This is a genomic window from Cohnella mopanensis (assembly GCF_022352055.1).
GTDB lineage: Bacteria > Bacillota > Bacilli > Paenibacillales > Paenibacillaceae > Cohnella > Cohnella mopanensis.
The window spans coordinates 186,011-199,103 of record NZ_JAKRWM010000014.1 but is presented as its reverse complement, the minus strand read 5'-3'; the positions used below and the strand labels follow the sequence as shown (position 1 = coordinate 199,103).

10 protein-coding genes are annotated in these 13,093 nt (G+C 51.8%); 8 read left to right on the top strand and 2 right to left on the bottom strand.

Translation table 11 applies throughout. From position 1 onward, the window contains the following. Positions 1–5: 5 nt before the first annotated feature. From L3D05_RS20205 to L3D05_RS20195, 3 genes are all read left to right on the top strand, one after another. Entirely contained in the window at positions 6–1,328 is a 1,323-nt protein-coding gene (locus L3D05_RS20205) for an extracellular solute-binding protein (protein ID WP_239618134.1), read from the top strand. A gap of 116 nt (positions 1,329–1,444) precedes the next feature. Beyond that, complete coding sequence (locus L3D05_RS20200) at positions 1,445–2,320, top strand: carbohydrate ABC transporter permease (RefSeq protein WP_239618133.1); 876 nt, start codon at positions 1,445–1,447, stop codon at positions 2,318–2,320. A 15-nt stretch (positions 2,321–2,335) separates the two neighbouring features. Beyond that, positions 2,336–3,217 carry a carbohydrate ABC transporter permease gene (locus tag L3D05_RS20195; RefSeq protein WP_439647966.1) on the top strand — a complete coding sequence of 294 codons (882 nt, stop codon included), beginning with the start codon at positions 2,336–2,338 and terminating at the stop codon, positions 3,215–3,217. Positions 3,218–4,170: 953 nt separating this feature from the next. Here L3D05_RS20195 and L3D05_RS20190 read toward each other — a convergent pair. After that, entirely contained in the window at positions 4,171–6,099 is a 1,929-nt protein-coding gene (locus tag L3D05_RS20190; protein ID WP_239618132.1) for a beta-N-acetylhexosaminidase, read from the bottom strand. A gap of 169 nt (positions 6,100–6,268) precedes the next feature. On the opposite strand from L3D05_RS20190, the gene L3D05_RS20185 reads away from it, so the two are divergent. Genes L3D05_RS20185 through L3D05_RS20165 form a run of 5 tightly spaced genes read left to right on the top strand, consistent with a single transcriptional unit; the run spans position 6,269 to position 10,940 of the window. Then, entirely contained in the window at positions 6,269–7,369 is a 1,101-nt protein-coding gene (locus tag L3D05_RS20185; RefSeq protein ID WP_239618131.1) for an amidohydrolase/deacetylase family metallohydrolase, read from the top strand. Continuing rightward, positions 7,347–8,450, top strand: a complete 1,104-nt coding sequence (locus L3D05_RS20180) for a DgaE family pyridoxal phosphate-dependent ammonia lyase (protein WP_239618130.1) — start codon at positions 7,347–7,349, stop codon at positions 8,448–8,450. The genes L3D05_RS20185 and L3D05_RS20180 overlap by 23 nt, the downstream gene beginning before the upstream one ends. A gap of 1 nt (position 8,451) precedes the next feature. Beyond that, positions 8,452–9,207 (top strand): 2-dehydro-3-deoxy-phosphogluconate aldolase, encoded by a 756-nt coding sequence (gene dagF / locus L3D05_RS20175; protein WP_239618129.1) that lies wholly within the window; start codon positions 8,452–8,454, stop codon positions 9,205–9,207. Continuing rightward, complete coding sequence (locus L3D05_RS20170) at positions 9,200–10,216, top strand: sugar kinase (protein ID WP_239618128.1); 1,017 nt, start codon at positions 9,200–9,202, stop codon at positions 10,214–10,216. Before dagF ends, L3D05_RS20170 begins: the two co-directional genes overlap by 8 nt. A gap of 10 nt (positions 10,217–10,226) precedes the next feature. Further along, positions 10,227–10,940 carry a GntR family transcriptional regulator gene (locus tag L3D05_RS20165; RefSeq protein WP_239618127.1) on the top strand — a complete coding sequence of 238 codons (714 nt, stop codon included), beginning with the start codon at positions 10,227–10,229 and terminating at the stop codon, positions 10,938–10,940. An 11-nt stretch (positions 10,941–10,951) separates the two neighbouring features. On the opposite strand, the gene L3D05_RS20160 is transcribed toward L3D05_RS20165, so the two are convergent. Beyond that, complete coding sequence (locus L3D05_RS20160; protein WP_239618126.1) at positions 10,952–13,051, bottom strand: methyl-accepting chemotaxis protein; 2,100 nt, start codon at positions 13,049–13,051, stop codon at positions 10,952–10,954. Positions 13,052–13,093 lie beyond the last annotated feature (42 nt).

Here is a 13,093-nt window from a genome sequence, read left to right as displayed (position 1 = left end):
AATAAATGAAAAAAACATTATCCGTTATTATGGCATCTACAGTAGCGATATCGCTTCTCTTGGCCGGCTGTGGCAACAAAGACTCCGACAACGGGGCCAAACCTTCTGACGGCAAAGAAAAAGTAAAGATTTCTCTTTGGCATAACTACACCGGCGATGACCAACGCGCGCAGACGATGCGTTCGATCATCGATCAATTCCAAAAAGATCATACGAACATCGAGCTTGATATTCAGGCCATTCCGCCGGATGGATACAGAACGCGCCTAAAAACGGTCGCGGCGGCTAACGAAATGCCGGACTTGTTCGTTATGTGGCCGGGCATTATGACCAAGGAATTCCAAGCGGGCGGTCTGATTCAACCAATTAACGAGTTGCTCGATAAGCAGACGGACTGGAAAAACGGGTTTCTTCCCGGCTCGTTCGACGGATTCACGATCGATAGCAACATCTACAGTGCTCCGATTGCTCTGAGCCCGACTTCGATACTGTACTATAACAAATCGATTCTAGACGCTAACGGACTGCAAGTTCCGACAACATGGGACGATTTGATGAAATCCGTTGAAGTCCTGAAAGGCAAAAAAATTACGCCGATTGCGCTGGGTAACAAAGCATCTTGGCTTGCTCAGTCCAGTATCCTTAGTTCGCTAGCCGATCGCGTAACCGGCACGGAATGGTTCCTGAAAGCATCCGCTCAAGACGGTGCGAAGTTCACCGATCCGGAATTCGTTCAAGCGCTGCAACATTTGCAAGATCTCGGCAACGCAGGCGCGTTCCAAGAAGGCTTCAACGCAATCGACAATACGCAGATGGAGCAAATGTTCGCGCAAGGCAAAGCGGCATTCATGATCGACGGCGGTTGGGCGTTGACGAACTTTGCCGCGAACGCAACTGCTGAAGCTATGGAACAAATGGGAGCCACGGTGCTTCCTTCCATCCCTGGCGGTAAAGGCGATCCGAATACTTTGTCCGGCGTTGTCGGAACAGGCCTTGGCCTTGGCAAAGACGCTACGGGCGCGAAGAAAGAAGCCGCATTCGAACTGATGCTTGCTATGGCGGGGCCGGATGCTCAGAAGCGCGTACTGGAAAGCAACCAGCTTGTCAGCTACAAAGTTGATCTCGACAAGAGCAAAGTAACTCCGATTTTCTCGAAAGTATATGAGCTTCTTAACACCGTGAAAATGACTCCCGTATATGACGGCATCATGACTTCCGCCGGTGCGGAAGCGGTAAATAACGGACTTCAAGAACTCCTTATGGGCGGCAAAGCCGCGGACATCGCGAAGAAAATTCAAGAAGCGCAAGCCAAATCGCTTCGCAGGTAACGTACGGTAGAGTGGTACAGCCCCTTAATTAAACAACAACATGTCGCGGTTTCAGTTCTCCTCCTCGCAGGAGGGCTGAAACCGTCCTAACTATTAAGGAGTGAAAGGAGCTTAGTATGACATCTACTAGCCGTATGAAAAGTTTTATCGTATTAGGATTGTTACCCGCGCTGCTTCTGTTTGTCATCTTCGTTATGATCCCTATTATCTGGTCGGCTTATTACGGCCTGTTCGATTGGAAAGGCATCGGCTCGGCGAAATTCATTGGTCTCGGAAATTACCTGGAGGCGATCCAGGATCCTATATTCTGGCTTTCATTTAAGAACAACATGCTCGTCGTCGTGGCTTCCGTCTTCGGACAAGTGCCCATCGCGCTTATTCTGGCTTTGCTCTTGCTCAAAAATCATTGGTTCCACAGTTTCATCCGTTCCTCCGTGTTCATGCCGATGGTTCTGTCCTCGGTCGTCGTGGGGATTATATGGGGTTATATCTATCACCCGGAAATCGGGATTTTGAACTTCCTTCTCGACAGTCTGGGACTCGGTTCTTGGAAGAAACTTTGGTTGGCTGATCCCGGCATTTCGATGTACTCGCTCATGGTTCCGATCATCTGGAACTATATCGGCCCTTACTTGATTATTTTTATCGCAGCGTTGCAAAATATCCCGGGCGAGATCGACGATGCCGCCAAGATCGACGGAGTTCAAGGCTCCCGCAAGCTGTTCTCCATTACGCTTCCGATGATCTGGGATACGATCAAAGTCGTCATCGTGCTTTGCATTTCCGGTAGCTTGAAAGCGTTCGACCTCATCTATATCATGACTGGCGGAGGACCGGCGCATTCAACCGAGGTGCTCGCGTCCTATATGTATAACAATACATTCTCTATCTACCGGTTTGGGTACGGCAGCGCCGTGTCCACGACGATTATTATTCTGAGTCTTATTTTAATAGCCGGCAGTCAATATTTGATGAAAAAAGACTATCGTTAAGAGGAGGACCCTACAATGAATAAGAAGACAACAAGCGATTCTGGCAGGCCATCCTCCTCGACTTCGGGTTTAGGTCTGCGTAAATTGCGCGGCGGCATCTCGAACGTTGCGATGCTGGCGTACGCATTGGTTACTCTTTATCCTTTGTTCTGGCTGTTCATGAGCGCGTTCAAGACGAACGACGAGTTTTTCAGCCGTCCATTCCAATTTCCGGCTCATTGGCAGTGGGATAACTTCAAGCGGGCTTGGGAAGTGTCCGATATGGGGCTCGCCATGTTCAACTCCATCGTCGTTACGATCGGCGCGCTTGTCCTAACGCTGGTAGCCGGCGCTTTGGCCGCATATGTCCTGTCTCGCTTTCAGTTCCGGCTCAAGCTCGCCGTGATGGGATTATTCCTGCTCGGCATGCTAATTCCGATTCACAGTACTCTAGTCCCGCTCTTCATTCTGATGAACAAGGTTCATCTTCTCAACACCTATTGGGCGCTTATTTTACCTTACGTGGCGTTCGAGCTTCCTATCGCGATTTTTATCGTTCAAGCTTACATGAACACATTTCCTAAGGATATCGAAGAAGCGGCTATGATCGACGGAACCGGGTACTGGGGCATTTTCAGAAGAATCATGCTTCCGCTATCCCTTCCGGCACTGTCTACCGTTGCGATTCTAGCCTTCCTTCGCTACTGGAACGAATTCTCGTTCGCGCTCGTGTTCATCAGCAAGCCTGCGCTGAAGACGCTGCCGCTCAGCTTGTCGATGTTCTCTACGGGATACATGACCGACTACAAACTAACGATGGCGGCGTTAGCCATCTCGGTGGTACCGACCATCATCGTCTACCTGATCTTCCAAAAGCACATTATGCAGGGCATGATCGCAGGCGCTGTAAAAGGATAATATCGGGGAAAAGGTCCGTCGGGGAGCGCTCAATTGCTCCTCTGGCGGACCTTTTTTTGCCTATAGGGACTCGTGCGGCCTGATATTATTGGTTTTTACGACTATGGGTGGGGGATTGCGCGTGTGCGGCTCGTCATTGTCGCTTTTTACGACTATGGGCGGGGGATTGTGCGTGTGCGGCTCGTCATTGTCGCTTTTTACGACTATGAGCGGGGGAATGTGCGTGTGTGGTTCGTCATTGTCGCTTTTTACGACTATGGGCGGGGGAATATGCGTGTGTGGCTCGTCATTGTCACTTTTTACGACTATGAGCTGGGGAATAGGCGTGTGTGGCTCGTCATTGTCGCTTTTTACGACTATGAGCGGGGGAATGGGCGTGTGTGGCCACCATTGTCGCATTTTACGACTATGGGCGGGGGAATGCGCGTATGTGGCTCGTCATTGTCGCTTTTTACGACTATGGGCGGGGGAATGGGCGTGTGTGGCTCGTCATTGTCACTTTTTACGACTATGGGCGGGGGAATGTGCGTGTGTGGCTGTGAATGCGTGTGTGGTGGCCAGTGCGCGCAGATATAACGTTATGTCATCACCTTTTTGCACCAAAGTTACTTAACATGCCGCCATTTAACGCCTCGCCATCACTTTATTTTCCACTTTGCTACCCCATTTTCGCCAATCGAGGCAAATAGCGTTATGCCATCACCTTATCACGCCTCGCTTGCGTAAATTACGACCAATTAGCGCTATGCCATCACCCTATTTCCCCTTCGACAATAGCACAACCCGCTTCTCACCTAGATGGCGACTAGTTGATGCGAGTTCGGGGGGAACGAGGCCCTCATACAGTAGAATGTGCGGAGTTTAAGGGTTATTAATCACGCCGCCGACATACGAAATAGGCTGCCCCAGATCATATAAGACCTTAAGAGCAGCCCATTTCATATGATCAATCCTCAGAACGGATTAAGGACGTGAAAGAAGACGTTAGGCGATGCCATTCTGTAATAATAGCTGCACCAGCCGGCTCCCTTGTTGTTGAATCGGTTCGTCGCGCTATACACCAGACGCTCCTGCTCCAACTCCTCGATCCGATCGATTCGGCCCTCGACATAATCGAGAAGTCGGTAAATCGCCGTATCTATCCGGTTCACGACTCCTCCGTAGCGGATATCGATCACTTCCCAACCGAATGGCTTAAACATACGGAGCCACTGCACGCGATGGGCATTGCGCAGCTCGCGTACCGCTTCAGCGATGGCGGGCAACACTTCCGTCGCAATCTCCTGCAGCTTCGCGTTGTCCTTCGCATCATAGGCTCGCTTAAGCTCGATTCCAACTTCGCTCTTCCGCTTCAGCACGCCGCATAATTTCTCCGGCACCTCGAACAAGTAATCCAAATCGGCGGACGGGTTACGACGACTACGTATTTGGTGCTGCAACCGAGCGTAGTGCCCAGCCATATCCAACCCTTCGATTTGTTTGTCGAACAGTCCAAGCAGTACGTCTTGATACAACAGAAACTTCGAAGGGTTGCTCTGCTTACGGTTGTCTGATTCGGCCCCCGGTGTTTCGTCCAAATCCTTCATCAACAGGAACGCGTCCGCTTCGATTCCCGTGCAGAACTTCGCTCTGCTGGCTACCCACTCCCGATCAGGCTTTTCCGCCGAATAGGCATGCTCCGCGTAGAGCTGTAATCCCAGCAGCGCGGCGAACGGATTGCCTTCATTCCCGTCGTCGCCCCACATCGTCGCGTAGGCTTCGCGGATCCCTTCCTTCTTGCACACTTGAAGAGCCGTGTCCGAAGCGTTCAAGCTCAAGCCGTAATTGACCCCGAAAGTATTGAAGATCCATACGGCGCCGGCGAACACGAGATTGCAACCGAGCGGCCGATGGTTGGCGATCACGTTCTCGTAATCTTCCGGCTCCAAGTGAACGTAATCCCAGTACACCATATCGACGTCTTTCGGAATGCGTCGAGCCATCTCCTCGGGAATCGACGTATTTTTATCGTAATAATTGCTTTCGGTTCCGGCATTCCCGACGGCAAGCTTCAGGAACATGTCGCTCCACATCATTGGCTTCAAGCCAAGGCGACGCGTGCATTCGAGCACCTTATCCAACTGTTCCGTCATGATTTCGAACCGGCTTCGGTAGCCGTTGCGGTCTAAATATTTACCTCGGCCAAGCTCCTCCGCCTCGTCCATGCCGATATGGATTTTACGGCTGCGGAACGGAGCGCTGGCGGCTTCGATCATCTTCTCGATCAACCGATCCGTCCGATCTTCTCCAACGATAAGCGCGCCTTTCGTATCCCGATAATCCCAAACAGGCTGCCACTTCAGGAACTCCTCCAGATGCGCAAGCGTCTGTATGCTCGGGAATGCCTCGATTCCGAATTGGTCGGCGTAATCGTCGATTTCCTTCAGCTCCGCATACGTATATCGACCCCTCATATAGCCGAAATAAGGCTCGCTGTCGACAGAATACGTATCCTCCATATACAGCATCACGGTGTTCAATCCCATTAAAGCCATCTTATTAAGCATAAGTTTGAAGCTATCGACGGTTAAAACCGCATTGCGCGATAGGTCGAACATCGGGCCGATCGTATCAAACTGCTGCCGTTCCCGAAGCTCGAAAGCCGAATCTCCCGCGGAAACGCGTTGCAAGAGTAGTCCCAATCCGCGAAAAAACTGATGTTTTTGCCCATAATAGATGTACGCCTTGCCTTGCTTTAAACCGACTTCCAATTCGTCCTGGTCGCCGGATTGCCCGACTTGAACGACTAATCCATTGTCCTCTTCGGAAAATTTAAGCTCTTGCGACAATACCCGTATACCGGGCCGTAATGCGTTCAAATCTCCTTCAAAATGCAATTTCATCGCGCTTCCTCCTGCACCCTAAGATGGATATCCAACTTTTGACGATTAAACATTATAACGTTATATTGTATTATGTGATTTATATGCTATCCTAATCTTATAGAGGAAAGCAATACGAATCTGACAATTTAATGATTTACCATTCTAGCCGTGGAAGAAGGTGACTGACATGCACGATCGATTTGTTCTGAGAAACCTAAAGCGCGTCAATGGCGACGCTATCGATATCATCATCGAACAGGGCACGATTATCGAGGTAGCCGAGGCCGGCCGCGGGACGGGAGACCGAGTAACCGACTGCGCCGGCGCTTATGTATCGAGCGGATGGATTGATATGCATGTTCATGCCTTTCCCGATTTTGATCCCTATGGCGATGAAATCGACGAAATCGGCGTTAAGCAGGGCGTAACCACGATCGTGGACGCCGGAAGCTGCGGAGCGGACCGGATCGCCGATTTAGCGGCAAGCCGCTTACGGGCGCGCACCAACGTATTCGCCTTTCTCAACATTTCAAGATTAGGCTTAGCCAGGATCGACGAATTATCCAATCTGGATTGGATCGATGCCGATAAAGTCGTTCAAGTCGCGAAACAGCACAGGGATTTCATCGTTGGACTTAAAGCGCGAATAAGCAGAAGCGTAGTCCGCGACAGCGGCATCGAGCCGTTGCGCCGCGCGCGCGAACTGTCCAATCAAACTTCGTTGCCGTTAATGGTCCACATCGGTTCCGGACCGCCGGACATCGAAGAGGTAATCCCCCTTCTCGAGAAGAAGGATATCATTACGCACTACCTCAACGGCAAAAGCAACAACCTTTTCGATGCCGAAGGCAACCCTCTCAAGGTGCTGCGAGATGCGATTGCCCGAGGCGTGCACCTCGACGTCGGTCACGGGACGGCGAGCTTTTCCTTCCGGGTGGCCGAAGCCGCGAAGCGTCACGGCATCGGACTGAACACGATCAGCACCGACATCTATCGCGGGAACCGATTGAACGGACCGGTATATAGCATGGCCCATGTCCTCTCCAAGTTTCTTTACTTGGGTTACCCGTTAGAAGAGGTCATCGCAGCGGTCACGACGCGCGCAGCGGATTGGCTCGGGAAGCCCGAGCTGGGTCGAATTCAAGCCGGGGACTCCGCGAACTTAACTTTATTTACCGTCAAACATGAGCAGACTGCGCTTCTGGACTCCGAAGGGGAACAGCGCATAGCGGATAAGACAATTGAAACCAAAGGAGTCGTTCGAAATGGCGAATTCATTGAATGCTAGATACGGACTTAAGCGCGTTATTAATGCAAGCGGGCGGATGAGCATATTAGGAGTATCCGCTCCTACCGACACGGTCATGGACGCAATGAAACACGGCGGGCAAAATTATGTGGAGATCGCGGACTTGGTGGACAAAGCCGGCGATTATATCGCTCGGATTCTTGGCTCGGAAGCTGCGGTAGTCGTGAACTCGGCTTCCAGCGGCATTGCGCTCTCGGTTGCCGCGGTCGTCACGCAAGGAGATCGCCGCAAGAGCGTACGCCTGCACCAAGAGGCCATCGACAAGAACGAGATCATCATTCTGAAAGGCCACAACGTGCAATATGGAGCACCCGTGGAAACGATGGTATTCTTAGGGGGCGGGAAACTCCTCGAAGTGGGATACGCGAACGAAGGCAAAGCCGAGCATATCGAAGATGCGATCTCGGACAAGACGGCGGCCATTCTGTACGTCAAATCGCACCATGCGGTACAGAAAAACATGATCTCCGTCGAGGAAGCTTGGGAAATCGCCCAACGTAATCAAGTCCCTCTCATCGTCGACGCGGCTGCCGAAGAAGACATTCAGAAGTATGTCAAATGCTCGGACTTAGCTATCTACAGCGGATCTAAGGCGATTGAAGGTCCGACATCCGGAATCGTGGGCGGCAAAAGAATTTATATCGAGTGGCTTAAGGTGCAGTTGCACGGGATTGGACGCAGCATGAAGGTAGGCAAGGAAACGACGTTCGGGCTGCTTCAAGCGCTCGATGAATATATCGTCAAAGCGGACAACAGCGAGAAAGAAAAGCAATCGTTGCAGACGCTTATGACGTTGAACGAGCTGGAAGGCGTTCAAGTCGGCATCGTCCAGGATGAAGCCGGACGAGCGATCTTCCGGGCGCGCATTCAGATCGATGCGGCCAAATCGGGTACGACCGCCAAGCAAGTCGTTACTGAATTACAGAACGGCGAGATCGCGATCTACACTCGCGATTACGGAGTCAGACAAGGCTATTTCGATATCGACCCTCGTCCGCTGCAAGGCGACGATATGCAAGTTATCGCATCCAGAATACGTGAACTAGCGGGAGGAAAATAAAATGACGAACTTGAACAAGCGCTTTTATAAAAACCGGGTCGCCTTAAACGTGTTAGCGAACAGCATCGAGAATGCCAAGGAGGTATTCGAAGCGGCTGAAGGCTACGTACTGGTCGGCGTTCTATCGAAAGATTACCCGACGGTCGAAGAAGCGGTTGCCGCCATGAAAGCCTATGGTAAAGAAATCGACGACGCGGTGTCGATCGGGTTGGGCGCGGGCGATAATCGTCAGGCGGCCGTCGTCGCCGAGATCGCGAAATATTATCCCGGCAGCCATATCAATCAAGTGTTCCCGGCTGTTGGAGCGACCCGCGCCAACCTCAATGGCCAGCAAAGCTGGATTAACAGCCTAGTCTCCCCGACCGGACAAGTCGGTTACGTGAATATCTCTACGGGTCCCGTAAGCGCGGCGCATAACGAACAAGCGATCGTTCCCGTGAAATCGGCGATTGCACTTGTCCGCGATATGGGTGGCCAAGCGTTGAAATACTTCCCGATGAACGGATTAAGCCGCGAGGATGAATTGCGTGCCGTCGCGAAAGCTTGCGGCGAGGAAGGCTTCGCATTGGAGCCTACGGGCGGAATCGATATGGACAATTTCGAGACGATTCTGCGCATTGCTCTAGAGGCGAATGTTCCGCAAGTCATCCCTCACGTCTACTCTTCGATTATAGATAAAGCTACGGGCAATACGAACGTAGAGGACGTTCGCAAGCTGCTTGATGTCATGAAAAGATTGGTTGATCACCATGGCTAAACGGATCGCGGTGTTCGGCGAAGTGATGATGCGCTTGCAGGTGCCGGGCTACGATCTTCTCTCTCAAGCCAGCAGCTTGAACCACTCCTTCTCGGGAACGGGGGTTAACGTAGGTTCGGCTTTAGCGCGCTTCGGTCATACCAGTTATCTTGTGACCACTTTGCCGGTCAATTCGGTGGGGGATGCCGCTACGGCCTATGTTCGCAAATTAGGCTTAACGACAACGTTTACGATGCGGGGCGGACAATATGTAGGGATGTACTTCTTGGAGAACGGCTTTGGCGCGCGGCCAAGCCGGGTGACTTATTCCAACCGGTTAGAAAGCAGCTTCAATACCGCGCCCGAAGGCACGTATGATTACGATGCCATCGCCGAGCAAGCGGATGTCGTTCACTTCTGCGGGATTACGCTGGCCATGAACGATTCGGTTCGTCTTCATATGAAAAGCTTGGCGAAAGCAGTCAAAGCGCGCGGAGGAACCGTCGTATTCGACTGCAACTATCGCCCGTCGCTTTGGGGAGCCGACGGCTACGAGAAGGCGAAACCGCATTACGAGGAAATGCTTCAACTCGCGGATATCGTCATGATGAACGAGAAGGACGCGATGTTCATCCTAGGCATGCACACCGGGAAAGAAACCCGGTCGGAGCAGCTAGCCGACCTGATCCCCGCCGTTGCATCCCAATATGGGATCAAGATTGCGGCCGGTACTCACCGTTCCATTAACGGCGACAACACGCATTCCTTGCAAGGCTTTATCTATAAGAATCAAAACTTCGCGTTTTCCAAGAAACTTACCTTCTCCGTCTATGATAGAATAGGGGCAGGAGATGCCTATACGAGCGGAATCGTGCATGGGGAACTTAGCGGATTCTCGCCGGAGAAGACCGTCGAGTTCGCTGCCGCCGCGGGTATGCTTGCGCATACGATCGTAGGCGATACGCCGATGTCCTCCGAGAGCGAGATCCTCCGTGCGATGACGGAAGCGGTAGGCGATGTGGAAAGGTAGGGACTTCTGAATGGGCTTGAACCGTAATAAGAGACCTTTATATTTGCAAATCAAAAGTATAATAAAGGATCGAATCCTTCACGGTGCGTATCCCATTGAGACCAATATTCCTTCCGAGCCTCAACTAGAAACGGAGTTCGAGGTTAGTAAAATTACGGTTCGCAATGCGATCAAGGAGCTCGTGCAAGAAGGCTATCTGGAAACGAGCAGCGGCAAAGGCACGAAGGTCATTCGCAATACTTCCTCCTCTAAGCTATCGACTTCGAAACGGTTTACGGAAATCTTAGTCGAGGAAGGCCACCGGATTCAGAAGCGTTTATTGCATACGGAAGTGGTCCATCACGAGGAAGGAACGGAGTTGCATTCCTTATTCGGGGAACAATGCATGCGCATTGAACGGCTCTACTTACTCAATGACGTGCCTTATATCCACTATACGCACTATTTAACGATGCGCAGAGGCGATCTTGAACTCATCGGCCTGGACGCGCAATCCTTATATGGCATGCTGGACGAACGGCAAATTTCCTTGGCGAAATTCCGAGATCAGTTTTCCGTTGCCGTCGCCCCTCCTTCCGTGGAGAGCCTGCTGCAAATTAACAAGATGACGCCATTGCTCATGAGAACGCGTTATTCCTATGAGGATACAGGCGAGTTGATTGAATTCAGCGAAGGGTATTACAATACTGAAATTCAGAAATATATCGTCAATTACGACGTATAGAAGTCCATTTATTAACGTGCAGCCCTCTTCCTGAAGGGCTGCATTTTCTCTTTCAGTTGCTGGGACAATTCGGCCAGAACGACTGCCGATGCCGCGACCTGCTGCATGGACGCGTTCTGCTGTTCCGCCGCGGCGGCGATCGTACTGGAATCGTTGGCGTTCTTAGAAGCGAGCAGCAGCATATCCTTCACCGAAGAAGTCATACTCCCCGCGCTTGCTTCGATCTGACGAGCAAAATCGTAGACCCCGGACGCTTGCTGCGTTACCTTCTCGATGCTGCTCCCGATGGCGCCGAACGACTTCTCCGCCTCCCGTGCCAATTCCCTTCCCGTTTCCGCCGCTCCGGTTCCTTGCTCCATGCTTGCCGCAGCTTGAGAGATCGAGGCTTGAACTTCCGCCAGCAGCTTGCTTATATCCCCTGCAGCCGTCGCCGACTGGTCGGCCAGCTTGCGTATTTCCATCGATACGACCGAGAAACCTTTGCCGGACTCGCCCGCCCTGGCCGCTTCGATCGCCGCATTCAGCGAGAGAAGGCTAGTCTGGGAAGCGATCGACGTAATGAACGCTAAAATTTCGTCTATCGCGTTCGAATGCTGCTTCAGCTTCAACACGTCATTCGAAGAGGCTTGGACCGATTCATAGATGGCATCCATCTGAACGATGACGTGGGCTAACGAATTAGTGCCCGTCTCCGAAGCCTTGCGGGCTTTCGCAGCCACTTCCTTCATGCGCTCCGTGCTCACGTTAATCTCTTTAACCTGTCCAAGTACGTCCTGCGCGACTTCCTTGAATCCCAGAACGATTCTCGCCTCGTTGTCCGCGCCTTCGGACACGCTCTGAATGGAACTTGCGATCTCTTCCGCCGCGCGAGTCGTCTCCTCCGCACCGCTCTTCATCTGATTCGCGTGGGACGACATCGCAATGGAAGATTGCGAGATGTCGTCCATCGTATCGCATAATCCATCCAACGTCTGGTTAAAGCTATTGCCTAATCTCTGCAGCTCGTTGCCGGAACGCAACTGCGTCCGCTTCGTAAAGTCGCCTTCCGCCATCGCGATCGCTAGCCGGTTAATATCCCTTACATTCTTGAGAATGTAGCGACTATAGAGATACGCGCCTATGGAGACGATGACGCAGGCCGCGATAATGAGGAGAGTCAGCGGCTCGAACAGCTTGAATAACGGCCCATACAGCTCGCTCTCGGGAATCGTAAGCGCAAGTTTCCAGCCTGCGTCGGGAATCGTGGCATAGTATGCTCTCATCGTTCGTCCCATCTTATCGTAAGTCCCTGTTCCTTCGACGATCTCGATAGGACTATTCAGGATCTCGACTGCCCCGGGAGCTTCCTCGGTTATCGTGTCTTCCTCCCCGGAACCCAGATCGATCTCCAAGCCTAGATCGCTCAGGTCGCTCTCCGTATCCTCGCTCCCAACCTCGTCGGGGTTGGATACTTCTTCAACTTCTGCGCTCTCGCTTGGACTACTTTCTTCTACAGTGTCGTCCGCTTCGGTCTTGCCCGTCACGGAGCTGCCAAGCATGGTCTCCGCTAATCCGGCTAAAGATTCGTTAGTATCCTCCGTCAGCTTCACCTTCATGATCTTGACGTAATCTTTGTCCGCCAGAACCCATCCGTTCTTATCGATCAGGAAAGCCGAACCGTTCCTGCCAACCGAAATGCTTCCGACTAGCTGCTGTATGCTATCCAAGCTAATGTCCTGCGTCGCATAGCCAACGAAGGTTTGCTCCTCATCATAATAAGGAACCGAAACCTTAACCATTACGGTCCCGGTCGCCTCGTCCGCATAGGGATCTCCGTAAACGACGTTCCCCCCTAGCGTTCCGTTCGCCTCTACTACCGGGGCTAAGGTCTGCGGAGTTAATATCGTAGATAGGAGCTTGTTCCCGATCTCGTTCACGTATTGATGAGTCTGGCTTCTCAGCTTGTCCTCTATGCCATCCTTAATTAGTTGACGGGAGAAAGAATAGCTTACGGCCGTCATCGCGATCAGGATAACGAGAATAGCGGACAGGAATATCATCAAAAATTGATTCTGGATCGTACGAAACCCCGAAAACCAAACTTTCCAATTCCATTTCTCTCTAACGATCACGCGTATTCCTCCTATAGAGTCAACCGTACTTAGATTAACTCT

Excerpts from the sequence above, each read along its gene's own strand:
- L3D05_RS20200 (WP_239618133.1), top strand. The coding sequence starts at position 1,445 with ATGACATCTACTAGCCGTATGAAAAGTTTTATCGTATTAGGATTGTTA.
- L3D05_RS20195 (WP_439647966.1), top strand. The coding sequence starts at position 2,336 with ATGAATAAGAAGACAACAAGCGATTCTGGCAGGCCATCCTCCTCGACT.
- L3D05_RS20180 (WP_239618130.1), top strand. The coding sequence starts at position 7,347 with ATGGCGAATTCATTGAATGCTAGATACGGACTTAAGCGCGTTATTAAT.
- L3D05_RS20170 (WP_239618128.1), top strand. The coding sequence starts at position 9,200 with ATGGCTAAACGGATCGCGGTGTTCGGCGAAGTGATGATGCGCTTGCAG.
- L3D05_RS20205 (WP_239618134.1), top strand. The coding sequence starts at position 6 with ATGAAAAAAACATTATCCGTTATTATGGCATCTACAGTAGCGATATCG.
- L3D05_RS20165 (WP_239618127.1), top strand. The coding sequence starts at position 10,227 with ATGGGCTTGAACCGTAATAAGAGACCTTTATATTTGCAAATCAAAAGT.
- L3D05_RS20185 (WP_239618131.1), top strand. The coding sequence starts at position 6,269 with ATGCACGATCGATTTGTTCTGAGAAACCTAAAGCGCGTCAATGGCGAC.
- dagF (WP_239618129.1), top strand. The coding sequence starts at position 8,452 with ATGACGAACTTGAACAAGCGCTTTTATAAAAACCGGGTCGCCTTAAAC.
- L3D05_RS20190 (WP_239618132.1), bottom strand. The coding sequence starts at position 6,099 with ATGAAATTGCATTTTGAAGGAGATTTGAACGCATTACGGCCCGGTATA.